The 18,749-nt window shown below is 69.5% G+C and carries 4 protein-coding genes; 1 reads left to right on the forward strand and 3 read right to left on the reverse strand.

Features of this window, described 5'->3' with window-relative positions; genetic code table 11:
- Nucleotide 1: 1 nt before the first annotated feature.
- Both VER16_RS18985 and VER16_RS18990 read right to left on the reverse strand, forming a co-directional pair.
- Entirely contained in the window at nt 2-15,061 is a 15,060-nt protein-coding gene (locus VER16_RS18985; protein WP_324810795.1) for an Ig-like domain-containing protein, read from the reverse strand.
- Between the two features lie 111 nt (nt 15,062-15,172).
- Complete coding sequence (locus VER16_RS18990) at nt 15,173-17,257, reverse strand: hypothetical protein (RefSeq protein ID WP_324810797.1); 2,085 nt, start codon at nt 17,255-17,257, stop codon at nt 15,173-15,175.
- Nucleotides 17,258-17,653: 396 nt separating this feature from the next.
- Between VER16_RS18990 and VER16_RS18995 the strand changes: the two genes are divergently transcribed.
- Nucleotides 17,654-18,007, forward strand: a complete 354-nt coding sequence (locus VER16_RS18995) for a helix-turn-helix transcriptional regulator (RefSeq protein ID WP_324810799.1) — start codon at nt 17,654-17,656, stop codon at nt 18,005-18,007.
- An 18-nt stretch (nt 18,008-18,025) separates the two neighbouring features.
- Here VER16_RS18995 and ung read toward each other — a convergent pair whose 3' ends face one another.
- Complete coding sequence (ung, locus tag VER16_RS19000; protein WP_324810801.1) at nt 18,026-18,739, reverse strand: uracil-DNA glycosylase; 714 nt, start codon at nt 18,737-18,739, stop codon at nt 18,026-18,028.
- Between the last annotated feature and the right edge of the window lie 10 nt (nt 18,740-18,749).

Below are 18,749 nucleotides of genomic sequence, written 5' to 3' on the forward strand. Positions count from 1 at the left end.
CTCAGCGCCCCTCCCCGCTGCGGGAACCGGCCGGCGGCGGCACCCCGCCGGGCGGCTCGATCGCCAGCTGCTGCAGCACGCGGCCATCGCCACCGTGCACTTCGATGCGTGTGGCGGCCGCAACCTCGGCCGGCAGGCGGCTGGCCAGTGCATCGCGCACCGTCCGCGCACGCTGCCCGGCGAGGGCTTCCTCACCCGCCGCAGCGACCAGCAGCACGCGGCCCCCGCCGCGCGCCACCAGCGCCTGGGCGGCCTTGTCCAGCACGCCCGCGCGGTCGGCTGCCAGCGTGGCGCTGCCGCTGGCGAACAGTGCCTGGCCGAGTTCCACCCGCGCCGGATGCGGCACGACGGCGGCGGGTGCGCTTTCGCTGCTCAGCGAACCATCGGGCATGCGCACGCCGAAGTCGAAGCGCACCGGCAGGCCGGGGGTGATGCGCCGTACCAGCGGGTTGGGCGTGGTGAAGCGCGCACCGGCCGGCAGCGTCGACGGATCGACCTTGAGGATGAAGTTGCGTCCGCGCGCTTCACCGCCCGGAATGCCGACCAGGTGGTAGCGGCCGTAGGCATCGGTTTCCATCACCAGACCTTCCACCGCTGCCACGCGCACGCCGGGGATGCCGCGCTCGCCATCATCCTGGATGCCGTTGCCGTTGCGGTCGTCGAACACGCTGCCGACGATCAGGCTTTCATCCAGCAGCGGATCGACGCTGACATCGACGTCGGCCGTGGCCACGTTGCCGATGCTGCGGTTCTGCCCGTCGATGGCGGTGATGCGGTTGGTGTGCACGCCCGTGCCGGTACCCGCGCCGACGCGCAGGTAATAGACCACCGTGGCGCGCTCGCCCACCGGCACGTCGATGCCGTCGATGCGCAGCGGCTGCACGCCGCTGGTGCGCGCATCGTTGTCGGCATCCTGCACCGCAAAACCACCGCTGACGAAGGTGAAGCCCGGCGGCAGCGTATCCAGCAGCGTGGCGCCGTTGGCATCGACCTCGCCCACGTTGTCGACGGTGACGGTGTAACGCACCAGGTCGCCGATCTGCGCCGTACGCTTGGCGGCCACCTTGGTCAGGCGCAGCACGGCCTGCTGGCCGGCCACGGTCACCGCCACGTTGGCTTCGGCACACAGCGGGGTCGGCACGCTCAGGTCGCAGACCCGATAGCGGAAGCTGTCAGTGCCGCTGAAGTCCGCAGCCGGCGTGTAGGTGCACACTCCGTTGGCACACTGCACGGTGCCGTGTGCCGGGGCAGCAGCCACCTGCAGCGAGGCCGGGTCCAGCGGCGCGGTGCGGGTGCTGTCATTGGCCAGCACATCGATGACCAGCGGGCCGCTGGTTTCGGCAGTCACCGCATCATCGGCCAGGGTCAGCACATTGGGCTCGACGGTGATGGTGACCGCCGCACTGGCGCACAGCGACGGATCGGCGACATCGCAGACCTGGTAGTCGAAGCCCTGCACGCCGGCGAAGTTGGCCAGTACGGCGAAGCGGATGCGCTTGCTCGGCAGCACCGCGGCCTCGCCATACGGCGGCGGCGTGGTGATGGTGACGGTGACGGTGGACGGATCCACCGGCGTGCCATCCTGACGGTCGTTGCCGAGCACGTCGATCTCCACCACGCCGTTCTGCGGCATGTCGATCCGGTCATCCTCAGCCACCACGCCCGGCTCGGCGGCGATCACCGTCACGGTGACCGTGCCGACGTCGCAGACCGTGGGCTGGCTGACCAGGCACAGGGTGTAGGTGGTGCTGTAGCTGCCCGGCGCCAGGCCTGCGGCCACGTCCACCCAGCCATCTGCACTGAAGGTCAGTGCGTTGGTGGCCACCGGCACGAAGTTGACCTGGGCCGGATCCAGCGCGGCACTGTTGAAGGTGTCGTTGGCGAACACGTTCAGCAGGCGGCTGCGCCCTTCCGGCCCGACCGGGCCACCCGTGTCGTCCACCGCCAGCAGCGCGCCCACCGGGCCCTGCACCAGCACCGTGGCAATGGCGGTGGTGCAGTTGGTCGGCACGCCGTTCTCGCACAGCTGGTAGGCCAGCTGAACCTGCCCGGCCTGCACGCCCGGGGCCACCATGATCTGGCCCTGGTTGTTCATGGTGTAACCCGGGGTGCTGCCGGTCAGGCTGGCCACCACGCTGCCGACCGGCGGCGGCGAGACGTTGTTGAAACTGTCGTTGTCCAGCACCGAGCGGGCGATGGTGCCGCCCACCGAGGGATCCACCGGGGTGTTGCTGAAGTCATCGTTCACCGCCAGCACCACGTTGGCCGCGCCGCCCACGTTGAAGGTGACGGTGGCGGTGCTGCACAGGCTGGCATTCGGCGCCGGCAGGCAGACCTGGTAGGTGAAGCTGACCGGCCCGCTGGTACCCACCGGCGGCGTGTAGGTAAAGCTGCCATCGGCGTTGAACACCAGGCCCGTCGGTGTGGCGCCCTGCACGCTCCACACCGAACCGGCCGGCATGTTGTCGTTGCCGGCAACGGTACTCGCCAGAGTCTGCCCGGCCTGCACGCTGAAGGCATCCGGCTGCGGCGCGGGGCTGACCACCACGGTCACGCTGGCGGTGGCGCAGTTGCCGGGTGCAGCCACTTCGCAGACCTGGTAGGTGACCGTGGTCGGCCCGGAGGTGACGCCGGTACCGATGCTGATCGTGCCATCCGGGTTGATGCCGAAACCGGCCGGGGCGCCCACCAGCGTCAGCGTGACGGTACCGGCCGCCGGCGGCGACACGCCGTTGAGCGAATCGTTGGCCAGCACGCTGGGCGTGGTGCCGCCCGGGGCGATGCCGCTGAAGCTGTCATCACCGGCCACCAGGGTGCCGGTGTTGACGTTGAGGGTGACCGACGCGGTGCCGCACTGCGCGGCATTGGGCGCCGGCAGACACACCTGGTAGGTGAAGGTGACCGCGCCGAGGGTGCCGGCCGGCGGCGTGTAGGTGAAGCTGCCATCGGCGTTGAACACCAGGCCCGGCGGCGTTGCGCCCTGCACGCTCCAGGTCGAACCGCCCGGCATGTTGTCATTGCCGGCCACCGTGTTGGACAGCACCTGGCCTGCGCGCACGCTGAAGGCATCCGGCTGCGGCGCCGGGCTGACCACCACGCTCACTGTCGCGTTGGCGCAGTTGCTGGGCGCGGCCACTTCGCACACCTGGTAGGTGATGCTGGTCGGGCCGGACGGCACGCCGCTGCCGATGCTGATCGTGCCATCGGGGTTGATGCTGATCCCGGCCGGTGCGCCGACCAGGCCCACGGTCACGGTGTTCGCCGGCGGCGGAGTGACGCCGTTGAGCGAATCATTGGCCAGCACGCTGGGCGTGCTGCCGCCCGGGGCGATGCCGGTGAAGCTGTCATCGGCGGCCACCAGCGTGCCGGTGTTGACGTTGAGGGTGACCGTGGCGGTGGCGCACACCGCCGCATCCGGTGCCGGCAGGCAGGCCTGGTAGATGAAGGTGACCGCACCGGTGGTACCGACCGGCGGTGCGTAGGTGAAGCTGCCATCGGTGTTGAACACCAGGCCCGGCGGCGTCGTGCCCTGCACGCTGAAGCTGGAGCCGGTCGGCAGGTTGTCGTTGCCTGCCACGGTGTTGGACAGCGTCTGCCCGGCCTGCACGCTGAAGGCATCGGCCTGAGGCACCGGGTTGACCACCAGACTCACGGCAGCGGTAGCGCAGTTGCTGGGCGCGGCGGCTTCGCAGACGCGATAGGTCAGCGTGGTGGCACCCGAGGTGACGCCGCCGCCGATGCTGATCGTGCCGTCAGCATTGATCGCGAAACCGGCCGGTGCGCCGACCAGGCCAAGGGTCACGGTGCCAGCGGCCGGTGGCGACACGCCATTGAGCGAGTCGTTGCTGAGCACACTGGGCGTGATGCCGCCCGGCGCAATGGCGCTGAAGCTGTCGTTGGCCGCCAGCAGCGTGCCGGTGCCGATGGTGACGCTGACCGTGGCGCTGTTGCACAGCGACGCATTCGGCGCGGGCAGGCAGGCCTGGTAGGTGAAATCGACCACACCGGTGGTACCGGCCGGCGGCGTGTAGGTGAAGCTGCCATCGGTGTTGAACACCAAGCCCGGCGGGGTCGCGCCCTGCACGCTGAAGCTGGCGCCGGCAGGCAGGTTGTCGTTGCCCGCCACCGTGTTGGACAGCACCTGACCGGCCTGCACGCTGAAGGTGTCGGCCTGCGGTGCCGGGCTGACCACCACGCTCACCGTGGCCGTAGCGCAGTTGCCCGGCACGGCCACTTCGCAGACCTGGTAGGTCAGCGTGGTGGTGCCGGAGGTGACGCCCGTGCCGACGCTGATCGTGCCATCGGCGGCGATGGTGAACCCGGCCGGCGCGCCGACCAGGCTGACGGTGACGCTGCCAGCAGCCGGCGGCGACACGCCGTTGAGCGAATCATTGGTCAGCACGCTGGGCGTGGCCGTGCCCGGTGCGATGCCGATGAAGCTGTCGTTGCCGGCCACCAGGGTGCCGCTGTTGACGTTCAAGGTGACCGTGGCGGTGCCACACAGCGCCGCGTTCGGTGCCGGCAGGCAGGTCTGGTAGGTGAAGGTCACCGGGCCGGAAGTACCCGCCGGCGGCGTGTAGCTGAAGCTGCCATCGCTGTTGAACAGCAGGCCCGCCGGCGTCGTTCCCTGCACGCTCCAGGTCGAACCGGCCGGCATGTTGTCGTTGCCGGCCACGGTGTTGTTCACCGACTGCCCCGCCTGCACGCTGAAGGCATCGGCCTGCGGCGCCGGGCTGACCACCACGTTGACGCTGGCGGTGCCGCAGTTGCTGGAGGCCGCCACTTCGCAGATCTGGTAGGTCAGCGTGGTGCTGCCCGACACCACGCCGCTGCCGACGCTGATCGTGCCATCCGGGTTGATGGCGAAGCCGGTGGGCGCACCCACCAGGCTCAGCGACACCGAGGCGGCCGGCGGCGGCGTCACACCGTTGAGCGAATCGTTGCCCAGCACGCTGGGCGTGGCCGTGCCCGGGGCAATGCTGCTGAAGCTGTCATCGCCGGCCACCAGGGTGCCGGTGTTGACGTTGAGGGTGACCGTGGCGATGCCGCAGACGCTGCCGTTCGGCGCCGGCAGGCAGGCCTGGTAGGTGAAGCTGACCGCACCGAGGGTGCCCACCGGCGGCGTGTATGTGAAGCTGCCATCGGCGTTGAACACCAGGCCGACGGGCGCGGTGCCCTGCACGCTCCAGTTCGAACCGGCCGGCATGCTGTCGTTGCCGGCCACGCTGTTGACCAGCTGCTGTCCGGCCTGCACCGAGAACGCATCGGCCTGCGGCGTCGGGCTGACCACGATGATCACACTGGCCGTGTCGCAGTTGTTGGCCGCCGCCGCTTCGCACAGCTGGTAGGTCAGCGTGGTGGAGCCGGCCAGCACGCCGCTGCCGACGGTGATCGTGCCATCCGGGTTCAGGGTGAAGCCAGCCGGCGCGCCGACCAGCGACAGGCGCACATCGGCCGCCGGGGCCGGGCTGGCGCCATTGAGGCGGTCATTGGCCAGCACGCTGGCCACCGACGTGCCACCGGCAACCACGCCGGTGATGACGTCATCGCCAGCCACCAGATCGCCGTTGTTGATGTTGAGGGTGAACGTGGTGGTGCCGCACAGCGCCGCGTCCGGTGCCGGCAGGCAGGCCTGGTAGGTCACCGTGATCGGCCCGGCCGTGCCGGCGGGCGGCGCATAGGTGAAGCTGCCATCCGGGTTGAAGGCCAGGCCGGCCGGCACCGTGCCCTGCAGGCTCCAGGTCGAACCCGCCGGCATGTGGTCGTTGCCAGCGACGCTGCCGGCCATCGTCTGCCCGGCCTGCACGGCGAAGGCATCCGGCTGCGGTGCCGGGCTGACCACCACCCGCACGCTGGCGGTGTCGCAGTTGGCCGGCGAGGCCGCCTCGCAGATCCAGTAGGTCAGCGTGGTCGCACCCGACTGCACACCGGTGCCCACGGTAATCAGGCCATCGGCGCTGATCGAGAAGCCGGCCGGTGCGCCGACCAGAGCCAGCGTCACCGTACCGGCTGCCGGCGGCGACACGCCGTTGAGCGAATCGTTGGCCAGCACGCTGGTACCCACGGTCGTGCCCGGCGCGATGTCGCTGAAGCTGTCGTCGCCCGCCACCAGGGTGCCGTTGTTGATGGTGATGGTGGCCGTGGTGGTGCCGCACACCGTCGCATACGGCGCAGGCAGGCACACCTGGTAATCGAAGGTGACCACGCCCAACCGGCCCGGTGGCGGCGTGTAGGTGAACGCGCCGGTGGCGGTCAGCAGCAGGCCATCGGGCGCGGTGCCCTGCACGCTGTACTGCGCACCGGGCGGCACGTTGTCATTGCCGGCCACGCTGGCCGACAGCGTCTGCCCGACCTGCACGGCGAAGGCATCCGGCTGCGGCGACGGACTGACCACCACGACGACCGTGGCGGTATCGCAGTTGCTGGCCGCAGCCGCTTCGCAGATCTGGTAGGTCAGGGTGACCGGACCGGAGACCGCGGTGGACGGCACGCTGATCGTGCCCTGCGCGGTGATCGCGTAACCGGCCGGCGCGCCGACCAGGCTCAGCACCACCGACGAACCGGCCGGTGGCGAGTTGCCATTGAGCGAATCATTGGCCAGCACGCTGGCGCTGGAGGTGGTGCCGGCGACGACACCGGTCAGGGTGTCATCGGTGGCAACCAGCGCGCCATTGTTGATGTTGAGGGTGAGCGTGGCGGTGCCACACAGGTTGGCATTGGGTGCCGGCAGGCAGACCTGGTAGGCCACCACTACCGGACCACTGGTCCCGGCCGGCGGCGCATAGGTGTAGCTGCCATCGGTGTTGAAGCCGAAACCGGCCGGCGGCGTGCCCGGCAGGCTCCAGCTGGAGCCGGCCGGCATGTTGTCGTTGCCGGCCACGCTGGCGCTGAGGCTCTGCCCCACCTGCACGGCAGCGGCATCGTCCTGCGGTGCCGGGTTGACCACCACGGTGACGTTGGCAGTGGCGCAGTTGCCCGGTGCCACTGCTTCGCAGATCTGGTAGGCCAGCGTGGTCGGGCCGGACATCGCGCCGCTGCCGGCGGTGATGGTGCCGTTCGGGTTGAGGGTGAACGCTGCCGGTGCACCGACCAGGCTCAGCACCACGTCGCCCGGTGCCGGTGGGCTGACACCGTTGAGCGCATCGTTGGCCAGCACGCTCGCCGCGGAAGTGCCGCCCGGTGCGACACCGGCCAGCGTGTCATCGCCGGCCAGCAGGGTGCCGGTGGCGATGTTGAGGGTCGCCTGCGCGGTCGCGCACAGCGCGGCATTCGGCGCCGCCAGGCAGGCCAGGTAGGTGAAGGTGACCGCACCGGTGGTGCCGGTGGGCGGGGTGTAGCTGAAGCTGCCGTCCATGTTGAACTGCAGCCCGGCCGGCGCCGTGCCCTGCAGGGTCCAGCTGGAACCCACCGGCATGTTGTCGTTGCTGGCGACGCTGGCCGACAACACCCGCCCGGCCTGCGCGTTGAAGGTATCGTCCTGCGGTGCGGGGCTGACCACCAGCGCGATGCTCGCGGTGTCGCAGTTGCCGGACGCGGCAGCTTCGCAGGCCTGGTAGGTCAGGGTCAGCGGGCCGGACACGATGCCGGTGGGCACGCTGAGGATGCCATTGGCATCCAGCACGAAGCCGGCCGGTGCGCCGACCAGGGTGACCAGCACCGCTCCGGCAGCCGGCGGCGAGACGCCGTTGAGCGAATCGTTGCCCAGCACGCTGCTGCCGGAGGTGCCACCCGGTGCGACGGTGAAGCTGTCATCGACCGCCACCAGCGTGCCGTCGTTGATGTTGATCGTCACCGTGGCGTCTTCGCACAGCGCCGCATCCGGCGCTGGCAGGCAGGCCCGGTAGGTGAAGGTGACTGGACTGGGGGTGTTGGCCGGCGCGGTGTAGGTGAAGCTGCCATCGGCACTGAAGGTCAGCCCGGCAGGTCCGGCCACGGGCAGCGAGAACAGCGAGCCGGCCGGCATGTTGTCGTTGGCGGCCACGTTGCCGTTGCTGATCGTGCCTGCGGCAAGCACCGAGTACGCGTCGGGCTGCGGCGACGGGGTGATGACCAGCGCCACCGTGGCGGTATCGCAGTTGCTGGGCACGGCGGTTTCGCAGATCTGGTAGGTCAGCGTGGTCGCACCGGAGAGCACACCGGTTGGCACCACCAGGGTGCCATCGGCATTGATGGCGAAGCCGGCCGGTGCCCCCACCAGGCTGAGCTGCACGCTGGCCGCCGCCGGCGGCGTGGTGCCGTTGAGGCTGTCGTTGGCCAGCACGCTGGGCGTGGTGCTGCCGGCTGCGATGCCGGTGTAGCTGTCGTTGGCGGCTGCCAGCGTGCCGGTGTTGACGTTGATGGTGGCCGTGGCAGTACCGCACACCGCAGTGTTGGGTGCCGGCAGGCAGGCCTGGTAGGTGAAGGTGACCGCACCGGTGGTACCCACCGGCGGCGTGTAGCTGAAGCTGCCATCGGCGTTGAACGCCAGCCCGGCCGGCGGGGTGCCCTGCACCACCCAGGTGGAGCCGGCCGGCAGGTTGTCGTTGCTCGCCACGCTGGCGCCGGTCAGGCTGGCGCCGGCCTGCACGGCAAACGCATCGGCCTGCGGCGACGGGGTCACCACGAAGGTGATGGCTGCCGTGGCGCAGTTGGTGGGCGAAGCGGTCTCGCACAGCTGGTAGGTCAGCGCGGTCGCACCTGCTGCCGCACCGGCAGGAATCTGCACGCTGCCATCGCTGTTGATGACGAAGCCGGCTGGCGGCGCGACCAGCAGCAGCTGCACGGCCGCGGACGGCGGCGGCGTGGCACCGTTGAGAACGTCGTTGGCCAGCACGCTGGGCGTGACCGAGCCTGCCGTCAGCGGCGCAGCGAAGGCATCGTCGTTGGCAACGATGGCACTGACGGCAATGGTGAGGGTCGCCGTGGCGGTGCCACACACCGCCGCATCCGGCGCGGGCAGGCAGGCCTGGTAGCTGAACGTGACCGGGCCCAGGGTGCCGGCCGGCGGCGTGTAGGTGAAGCTGCCGTTGGCGTTGAACACGAGGCCCTGCGGCGGCGACGGCACGCTCCAGCTGGAGCCTGCAGGCATCGCATCGTTGCCGGCCACGTTGCCGGTGTTGGCCTGCCCGGCCTGCACACCGATGCTGTCGTCCAGCGGCGTCGGCCGCACCACCAGGGCGATGCTGGCGGTCGCGCAGTTGTTGGCCGCCGCCGTTTCGCACACCTGGTAGGTCAGCGTGGTGGCGCCACTGGCCGCATCGGCCGGCACCGACAGCGTACCGGTGGGATTGATGCTGAAGCCGGCCGGTGCACCCACCAGCGTCAGTGCCACAGTGGCCGCTGCCGGCGGGCTGACGCCATTGAGCGTGTCATTGGCCAGAACGCTGGCGGTGACAGCGCCCGGGGCAACGGCGCCGAGGTTGTCGTTGTTGGCCAGCAACGCGCCGTTGTTGATGTTCAACGTCACCGTCGCGGTCGCACATACCGCCGCGTTCGGTGCGGGCAGGCAGGCCTGGTAGACGAAGCTGGTCGGGCTGGTGGTGCCGGCCGGCGGCGCGTACGTGACGCCGCCATCGGCAGTGAACGTGACACCGGCCGGCGGCGTGCCCTGCACGCTGAAGGTCGAACCCACCGGCATGTTGTCGTTGCCGGCCACGTTGGCGGTGACCGACAGGCCCGCCTGCACCGCAAACGCATCGTCGGCCGGCGCCGGTGCGACCACCAGGGCCACGTTGGCGGTGGCGCAGTTGGTCGTAGCGGCGGCTTCACAGACCTGGTAGGTCAGCGAGACCGCCCCTGCGGCGGTGCCGGTGGCCACGGTGATCGTGCCATCGGCGGCAATCGAGAAACCGGACGGCGCGCCGACCAGGCTGAGCACCACATCGGTCGCGGCCGGCGTCGCACCATTGAGCGTGTCGTTGCCCAGCACGCTGGGCGTAGCGCTGCCACCGGCGACCGGCGCGGCGATGCTGTCATCCACCGCCACGAGCGTGCCGCTGTTGACGTTGACGGTGGCCGTGGCGTTGGCGCAGATGCCGGTGTCGGGCGCCGCCAGGCACACCTGGTAGCTGAAGCTGACAGAGCCACTGAAGCCGGCCGCCGGGGTATAGACGAAACTGCCGTCCGGGTTGAACGCCAGCCCCGTCGGCGCGGTGCCAACCACGGTGAACAGCGCGCCGCTGCCGACGTTGTCGTTGGTTGCCACCGAACCGTTCAAGGCCACGCCGGCCGGCGTGGACAGGGCATCGTCGATGGCCGACGGTGCCACCACCAGCCGCAGCGTGGCGTTGGCGCAGTTGCCCGGCGCCGCCGCCTCGCACAGCTGGTAGGTCAGCGTGCGGCCACCGGCCGGGACACCCGCGGCAACGGTGATGGTGCCATCGGGATTGAGGCGGATGCCCGCCGGTGCGCCGGTCAGGCTCAACACAACATCAGCGGCGGCCGGCGGGGTGCTGCCGTTCAGCGCATCGTTGAGCAGCACCGAGGGCGTGCTGCCACCGGTGACCGGATTGACCGGCGCCGTGCTGAAGTCATCGTCATTGGCGGCCAGGCTGCCGACGGTGATGTTGATGCTGGCGCTGGCGGTCGCACACAGCGCGCTGTTCGGCGCAGGCAGGCAGACCTGGTAGTCGAACGTGACCGGGCTTGCCGCGCCCACCGGCGGCACGTAGGTGAAGCTGCCACCGCCGCCGAAGCTGAGCCCGGCCGGAGCGGTGCCGACCACCGTGAACACGGCACCGGCCGGCACGTTGTCGTTGTCACCGACACTGCCGTTCAACGGCTGCCCGGCGGCCGTCGAGTAACTGTCGTTCTGCGCCGACGGCGTCACCACCAGGCGGATGCTGGCACTGGCACAGTTGCTGGGCGCAGCGGTTTCGCAGATCTGGTAGTTCAGCGCCGTGGCACCGGCAGCGGCGCTGGCCGGCACCTGCAGCAGGCCCGCAGCGGTGAGTGCGTAGCCCGACGGCGCGCCCACCAGGGTCAGGGCAACGCTGCCGGCCGGCGGCGGTACGCTGCCGTTGAGGCTGTCATTGGCCAGCACGCTGGTGCCGCTGGTCGCGCCCGGCGCCAACGGCGTGCCACTGAAGTCGTCGTCCACCGCCACCAGGGTGCCGGCGTTGACGTTGATGGTCGCCCCGGCCGTGCTGCACAGCGCGCTGTCCGGTTCCGGCAGGCAGGCCTGGTAACTGAAGCTGACCGGCCCGGTGAAACCGGCCGGCGGGGTGTACTGGAAGGTGCCGTCGCGGCCCAGCAGCAGGCCGGCCGGCGTGGTGCCGGACACGGTGAACACCGCGCCCACCGGCGCGTTGTCATTGCTGGCCACGCTGCCCGACAGCAGCTGCCCGGCCGGCGTGGAGAACACATCGGCCACCGCAGTGGGCGACACCACCAGGCGGATCTGCGCCGAATCGCAGTTGCCCGGCAGCGCGGTCTCGCACAACTGGTAGGTCAACGTCAGCGCACCGGATGGCACGCCTGCATCGATGTTCAACACGCCGTTGGCATCCAGGCTGAAGCCCGACGGCGCACCGACCAGGCCCAGCAGCACATCGGCCGATGCCGGCGGCTGGGTGCCATTGAGGCTGTCATTGAGCAGCACCGACACGGTGCTGCCACCACCGGCACCGATCGGCGTGGCACGGAAGTCATCGTCAGCGGCGACCAGGGTGCCGGCGTTGACGTTGAGGGTGACCGTCGCGCCCGCGCAGACCGTGCCATTCGGCGCCGGCAGGCAGGCCTGGTAGGCGAAGGTGACGATGCCCTGGGTGCCGGCCGGCGGCGTGTAGGTGAACGCACCGTTGGCGGCCAGCACCAGGCCGGCCGGTGCGGTGCCGGTGACGCTGAAGGTGGCACCGGCGGGGACGTTGTCATTGCTGGCGACATTGCCGCTGACCGGCACGCCGACGGCAGTGCTCACGTTGTCGTTCACCGCGACCGGCGCCAGCAGCAGCTGCACCGCACCGTCATCGCAGTTGGTCGGCAGCGCGGCCTCGCACATGCGGTAGCTGAAGTTCACTGCGCCTGCGGCGGCACCAGCCGGCACCGAGATCGTACCGTTGGGGTTGAGCACATAGCCGCCCGGCGCACCCAGCAGGCTCAGGATCACTTCGGCCGGGGCCGGCGGAATCGCGCCATTGATTGTGTCGTTGGCCAGCACACTGACGGTGGTGCCACCGGTGGCCGGATTCAGCAGGCTCGCGCGGAAATCATCGTCATTGGCCACCAGCGTGCCGGCGTTGACGTTGAGGGTCGCCGTGGCCGTGCTGCAGACGGTGCTGTACGGGGCAGCCAGGCAGGCCTGGTAGGTGAACGTCGTGGTACCGGTGTACTGCGCCGGGGGCGTGTAGGTGAAGCTGCCATCGGCGTTGAACACCAGGCCCGACGGCGCGGTGCCGGTGACCGCATAGGTGCTGCCGGCGGCCACACGATCATTCACCCCGACATTGCCACTGACCGCGCGGCCGACCTGGGTAGTGAAGCTGTCGGCCACCGCCTGCGGCGCGATCACCAAGGCGATGGTGGCCGTAGCGCAGTTGCTGGTGCCGGCCTGGCACAGCTGGTAGGTCAGGCTGAGCGGGCCGGCCGATGATCCCGCAGGCACCTGCAGTTCACCGGTAGGCGCCAGGGTGAAGCCGGCCGGCGGGGTATTGATCAGCGACAGGGTGGCCTGCGCGGCAGTGATCGCCACACCGTTGAGGGTGTCGTTGGCCAGCACGCTGGCGGTGGTGCCACCGGTGCCGGGCACAGGCGCGGCGGTGAAGTCGTCATTGCCGGCCACCACCGCGGCGACGGCCACATTGACGGTCACCGTGGCTGCATCGCAGATGCCGCCATTGGGCGCTGGCAGGCAGACCTGGTAACGGAAGCTGTCCGCGCCGGCGTACGTGCCCTGCGCGGTATAGCTGAAGCTGCCATCGGCATTGACGCTGACCGTACCGTGGGCGGCACCGGACAGCAGGCTGAACTGCGAACCCGCCGGCACGTTGTCATTGCCGGCCACCGCGCTGGTCAATGCCACACCGGCCGTTGCGGTGAAGCTGTCATCCACCGCATCAGGGGCGATGACCAGCTGCACGTTGGCGGTCGCGCAGTTGGTACCACCCGGAAGTTCGCAGATCTGGTAGGTGAAGGTGTATGCACCCGATGCCGCGCCGGCCGCCACCTGCAGCTGGCCGGCGGCGTTGGCGGTGATGCTGGCCGGGGCACCGGTGAGCACCAGGCTCACCGCCGCCGGCGTCACCGCCGTGCCGTTGAGCGTGTCATTGCCGAGCAGGCTGGTGGCGGTGGTCGTGCCCGGCTGCAGCGGCGTGGCGAACAGATCATCGGCGGCGGCCAGCTGGTTGGCGGCCACGCTCACGGTCACCGTCGCGGTATCGCAGACGCTGCCATTCGGTGCCGGCAGGCACAGCTGGTAAGTGAAGGTGTCCGGGCCGGTATTGGCGTTGGCCGGGGTATAGGTGAAGGTACCATCGGCGTTGACCACGGCCGTGCCGCGGGTGGCCTGGGTGCCCAGGCTGAAGATCGAGCCGCTGGCGAAATTGTCATTGCCCGCCAGGGTGCCGGTGACCGGTCGGCCACCGCCCGGGGTGCTCACCGCATCGTTCACCGCATCGGGGCTGATCACCAGGTTGGCGGTGGCCGTGGCGCAGTTGGTTGGCGTGGCGTTGTCGCAGAACCGGTAGGTGAGCGCCAGCGGCCCTGCCGTGGCGGTGGCCGGCACGACGATGGTGCCGTTGGGGTTGATCGAGAAGCCGCTGGGCGCGCCGACCAGGCTGAGCGTCACCCCGGCCTGCGGCACCGCATTGCCGTCGAAGGTGTCGTTGTCCAGCACGCTGGGCGTGGTACCGCCCGCGCCCGGCGGCAGCGGCGTGGCAAAGGTATCGTCGTTGGCGACCAGCACGTTGGCGTTGACCAGCACCGCGGCGGTCGCGGTGGTGCAGACACTGCCATTGGGCGCTGGCAGGCACACCTGGTAGGGAATCGATACCGGCTGGGTAATGCCGCCGGCGGGCGCGTAGGTCAGCGTGCCGGTGCTGCTGATGGTGGCACCCGCAACCGGTGCACCCGACGCGCTGTAGGTGGCGCCGGCAGGTGCGTTGTCGTTGGCCGCCAGATTGCCGGTGACCGTCGTGGCGCCTGCCTGCGCGTTGATGCTGTCGTTCACCGCGGTGGGCGCGATGACCAGGCTCGCCGTGGCGGTGGCGCAGTTGGTCGGCGAGGCGTTCTCGCAGATCTGGTAGCCGATCGACGTCGCACCCGCCGCAGCACCGGCCGGCACCGCGATGACGCCGGCACTGTTGATGGTGAAGCCTGCCGGCGCGTTCTGCAGCGAGATGATCAGGTTGGCCCCAACCACCGGCTGGCCGTTCAGGGTGTCGTTGCCCAGCACCGTCGGCGTGCTGCCACCGCTGGTGGAGGAAATGGGCGTGGCGAAGCTGTCGTTGACCGCGACCAGCGCGTTGGCCTGCACCGGCACGGCCGGCGTGGTGGCGCTGTTATCACCCGGTGTCGGGTCGGTCGTGCCCGAAGGCAGCACCAGCGAAACCGTGTTGGCCGGCACCGTGGCCGGGGTCGCTGCTGCCGGTGCCGTGCCATTCACCAGCAGCACCACGCTGTCACCCACGCCCACGTTGACCAGCACGTTCACCGCGTTGCCGCTGCCACTGGGCTGCGCGCACGACGATGCCGCCGTGGTCGGCTGGCAGGTCCAGGTCACGCCGGTCAGCAGCGAGGACACCGTATCGACCACGGCAACACCACTGGCCGCGGACGGGCCGGCGTTGTTCACCTGGATGCGGTATTGCACCGGGCCACCCGCTGCCACCGGCGTGGCACTGGTCAGGCTCTTGCTTACGCTCAGCTGTGCCTGCAGGGCCAGCGCGTTGGTGTCGGTAGCGCTGTTGTTGCCCGGCGTGGGGTCGGCCACGTCGGTCGGTGCGGTCACCGTGGCGGTGTTGTTCAGCGGGTTCGGGTAGCTCTGTGCAAGCAGCGGCGGCGGCAGCAGCAACGCCAGCACGGCCACGGCATGCGCGATGCCTGCCGATGCCCTGCCTGCCCTGCCCTGCCTGCCTGTTGCTGCCATGCGCCCGTCCTCGAATGCACGCCGTCGCCTGCTGCAGGCATCCGGCATCGGTGGTCCCGTCCTTCACCCGCGCACAGGGCATTCCCCGTGCGCACTGCACTGCACCGCGCGCTAGTACGCGCCCGGGTTGCTGCTGAAGCTCACTGGCACGCTGATCGTTGCCTGGCCACCGTTGACCAGGTTCACGCCCACGTTCACCGCGTTGCCGCCCACCGCGCCGCCACTGGCCGCCGCGCAGGTACTGCCGCTGGTCGCACTGCACGTCCAAGCGCCGCGCAGCGTGGTGCCGTTGGGCAGGGTGTCGGTGACCGTCGCATTGGTCACTGCATCGGGCCCGTTGTTGACGACCTGCAGCGTGTACGTCGCGGTGCCACCCGGCGTGTAGGTGCCGCTGCCATCGCTCTTGGTGATCGACAGATCGGCCTGCCGCGTACGGTTGGTGATGCGGCAGACCAGGGTGGTGGCGGTAGCCGTCATGGCCGGCGCCTGCAGGGTGAAACTGCTGCCACTGCCGGAGGACACCACCGTGCTGTTCTGGTCGGTGCACTGCCAGGTGCTGGCATAGCGGGTCAGCGTGGTGCCCGCTGCGGCGGCTTCGGCCAGCGCGTAGCTGCCGCCGGGCACAGTGATGATGGCGGCCGTGGCGCCGTTGTTGCCGACGTTGCTGGCCGAGCCGACCGTGCTGCCGTTGTAGGTGATGGACAGGTTGAAGCGGCCGGTGTCACTGGTCGGCTGCAGGTCCTTCACCAGCTGCAGGGTGGCGGCGCAGGCCTGGGTCACGCCTTCGACGGTGAACACCGCCTGGCCCACGCGGATGCCGAGCAGGCCGAGCAGGTTGTCGACCACCCCGCCCAGCACGGCAGTCAGCACCGGTGTCACCAGCGCGTTGACCAGGGTGCGTACCGGCGTCAGCAGGGTGTTGACGATGCCGTTGACCAGGTCGGCCACCGGCAGCGGCAGCGGCAGCGACCCCAGCAGGGTCACCTGTGGATTGCCGGCGGTGAGCTGGATGCTGAGTGAATTGACCAGGGTGGAAACGAGCGTGGCCGCGCTTACCGTGCCGGCGGTGAGCGTGCGCGTCTGTGGATACGGCCCGGTGAAGCTGGCGCTCTGCAGGCCCGGGGTCGCGGTGGCATAGCCGCGGATACCCACCGCGATGGGAATGGTGATGTCGGCCACCGGGACCACTGCGCCGAGCACGGTCACGCCTACCCGCACCTTCACGCTGAGGTTGGTCAGCGTGGCGGCGGTGAGCGCGGTGTCGGTCAGCACGGTGCTGCGGTTGAAGAAGGTGGCGTCGCTGATCTGGCCGACATACAGGTTCACCAGGCCCGGCCGCGCCTGCAGCGTCACCGCGTTGCCGACCAGGTTCACCGCCGAGATCGAACCTTCGGCGCGCGCGACATCGGCGTAGACCTGCAGGTGCAGTACATCGGCGCTGACGCTGGTGTTGGACAGCGATACGCCGAGCAGATTCAGGCCGTTCAGTGCGGCGGTGAGGGTGCCGGTATTCAGGCCCTGGACCAGATCCATGTCCAGCTTGATGCGGATGGCCGCACTGTGGAACGCCGCACCCACAGTGCCGCAGTTGTAGCTGGGCGGCTCGATCACCTGGGCCCACAGGCGCACGTTGGCCACGCCGTTGAGGCCCAGGGCAGCGGTGTTCACCGCAATCGGCGTCGGTGTGGTCAGTACGTTGCGGAAGTTGTAGAGCTGCACGCCACCGGTAATCAGGTCCAGTACGTTCAGGCGCACCGTGGTGAGCGAACCGGTGGGCAGCGAGACCTGCAGGATATCGGCCAGGCGGATGCTGCCGGACGTGCCCGCCACACCCAGCGGCAGTGCGTTGAGCACATTGGCGGCGGCGGTCTGGCCGTCGGCCTGCAGCACCTGCACCATGGCTGCACGCAGCTGGCCCAGGGTGATGTTGGTGTTGAGCACCTGGCTGGGGTCGCTGACGGTGACGCCGCCGTTGAGCTGGGTCAGCAGTGCGTTGAGATTGACGTTGGCGCCGGCCAGGCTGTTCCAGTCGGCCACGCTCAGGTTGAGACTGGTGCCGGGCAGCAGCGCACCGAACAGCAGGTTGAGGATCGGGCTCTGGGTCGAATCGACCGAGACCAGCCGCGGCCCGGCACTGACACAGGCCCCGGCGGTGCAGGCGGACTGGGCCGACGCGCGACCCAGGCAGGAGAGCATTACCAGAACGACAAGCAGCACCATTGCCGGCCAGCGCAATGACGATGCTTTCACGCTCTTCACATTAACCATGCATCCGTCTCCGCCGAATTGGGGCAGAGGCTTACCGTAGCGACGTCAATCCGCACGTCGCCCTGGCGAAATCGCTCTGCCGGTGTCGCTGCCCGTCCAGGACTGCGTTCATTGCCGGTTCGGTGTGATTAATGCGAGGCAACGAAATGCCGTCAAACAAGACGGCGTGAAATCAGGGGGAAGAGGCGCTTACTGGCACGCAATGACGGCGCGCAGGCCTCGGAAGGTGCAGAAAGGGACAGCAGTTCTGTACACGCAGAAAAAGTATTGCTGCCAGGGAAGCAGCGCTTACCGAACATGGAGAGGGGGTGAAAAATGCAGGCTATGTGCGACAGAATCCGTCGGGCCCGATTAACGGCTGGCCTATCCCAGATGCAGTTGTCGTTGCACTGCGGCGTCCGGCGTAGCGCCGTCGCTCAATGGGAACGTGACGGAGGTACCGTTCCCAGTGTGCAGCATCTCTCAAAAATTGCCATCGTGACCGAGGTTCATTTTGAGTGGCTGGCCACCGGGCGCGGCCCCGGGCGCCCCGAGGAGGGCGAACTGGCCGCTCCGGAATCTGTCGTGATCGACGCGGCACGCAACACCCAGGAAAGCGCGATCCTGGTGCTGCTGCGGCGGCTGCCGCCGCGCAAGCGGCAGGTCGCCCACGCCATCATCGAAATGCTGACCGAGTAGGGTCGGGCCCGCGCGCTGTCAGAGTGCGGCGCGCGGCGGCAGTGACCAGTCGATCGGTGCCTGGCCCTGGCGCTGCAGGTACTCGTTGGCCATCGAAAAATGCCGGCAGCCGAGGAAGCCGCGGTGCGCCGACAGCGGCGAGGGGTGCGGCGACTTCAGCACGCGGTGGCGACGGGTGTCGATCACCTTGCCCTTCTTCTGCGCGTACGCGCCCCAGAGCATGAACACCAGTCCGTCGCGCTCGCGGTTGAGCACATCCACCACATGGTCGGTGAAGCCTTCCCAGCCACGCCCCTGGTGGGCACCGGCCTGGCCCTCCTCCACCGTCAGCACCGCGTTGAGCAGCAGCACGCCGCGCTGTGCCCAGGGCACCAGGCAGCCGTGGTCGGGGCGGGCGATACCCAGGTCGCCTTCGATTTCCTTGTAGATGTTCAGCAGCGACGGCGGCACCGGTACGCCCGGCGCCACCGAGAAGCTCAGGCCATGGGCCTGGCCGCGGCCGTGGTACGGGTCCTGGCCGAGGATCACCACCTTCACCTGCTCGAACGGCGTGGCGTCGAAGGCGGCGAAGATCTGCGGGCCCGGTGGGAACACCGCCGCACCGGCCGCCTTGCGCTGGCGCAGGAAGGCGGACAGCTCGCGCATCTGCGGCTGCAACAGGTAATCACCGACGTGCTGCTTCCAGCTCGGTTCCAGCTGGATCGTCGGGGTGTCCACTACGTCATCGGTCATCGCGCCACTT

It is taken from the genome of Stenotrophomonas sp. (assembly GCF_035634915.1).
Classification (GTDB): domain Bacteria; phylum Pseudomonadota; class Gammaproteobacteria; order Xanthomonadales; family Xanthomonadaceae; genus Stenotrophomonas.

What these genes read in the sequence shown, in the direction of transcription:
- VER16_RS18990 (WP_324810797.1), bottom strand. Translation starts at nt 17,257, where the DNA reads ATGCTCTCCTGCCTGGGTCGCGCGTCGGCCCAGTCCGCCTGCACCGCC.
- VER16_RS18985 (WP_324810795.1), bottom strand. Translation starts at nt 15,061, where the DNA reads ATGGCAGCAACAGGCAGGCAGGGCAGGGCAGGCAGGGCATCGGCAGGC.
- ung (WP_324810801.1), bottom strand. Translation starts at nt 18,739, where the DNA reads ATGACCGATGACGTAGTGGACACCCCGACGATCCAGCTGGAACCGAGC.
- VER16_RS18995 (WP_324810799.1), top strand. Translation starts at nt 17,654, where the DNA reads ATGTGCGACAGAATCCGTCGGGCCCGATTAACGGCTGGCCTATCCCAG.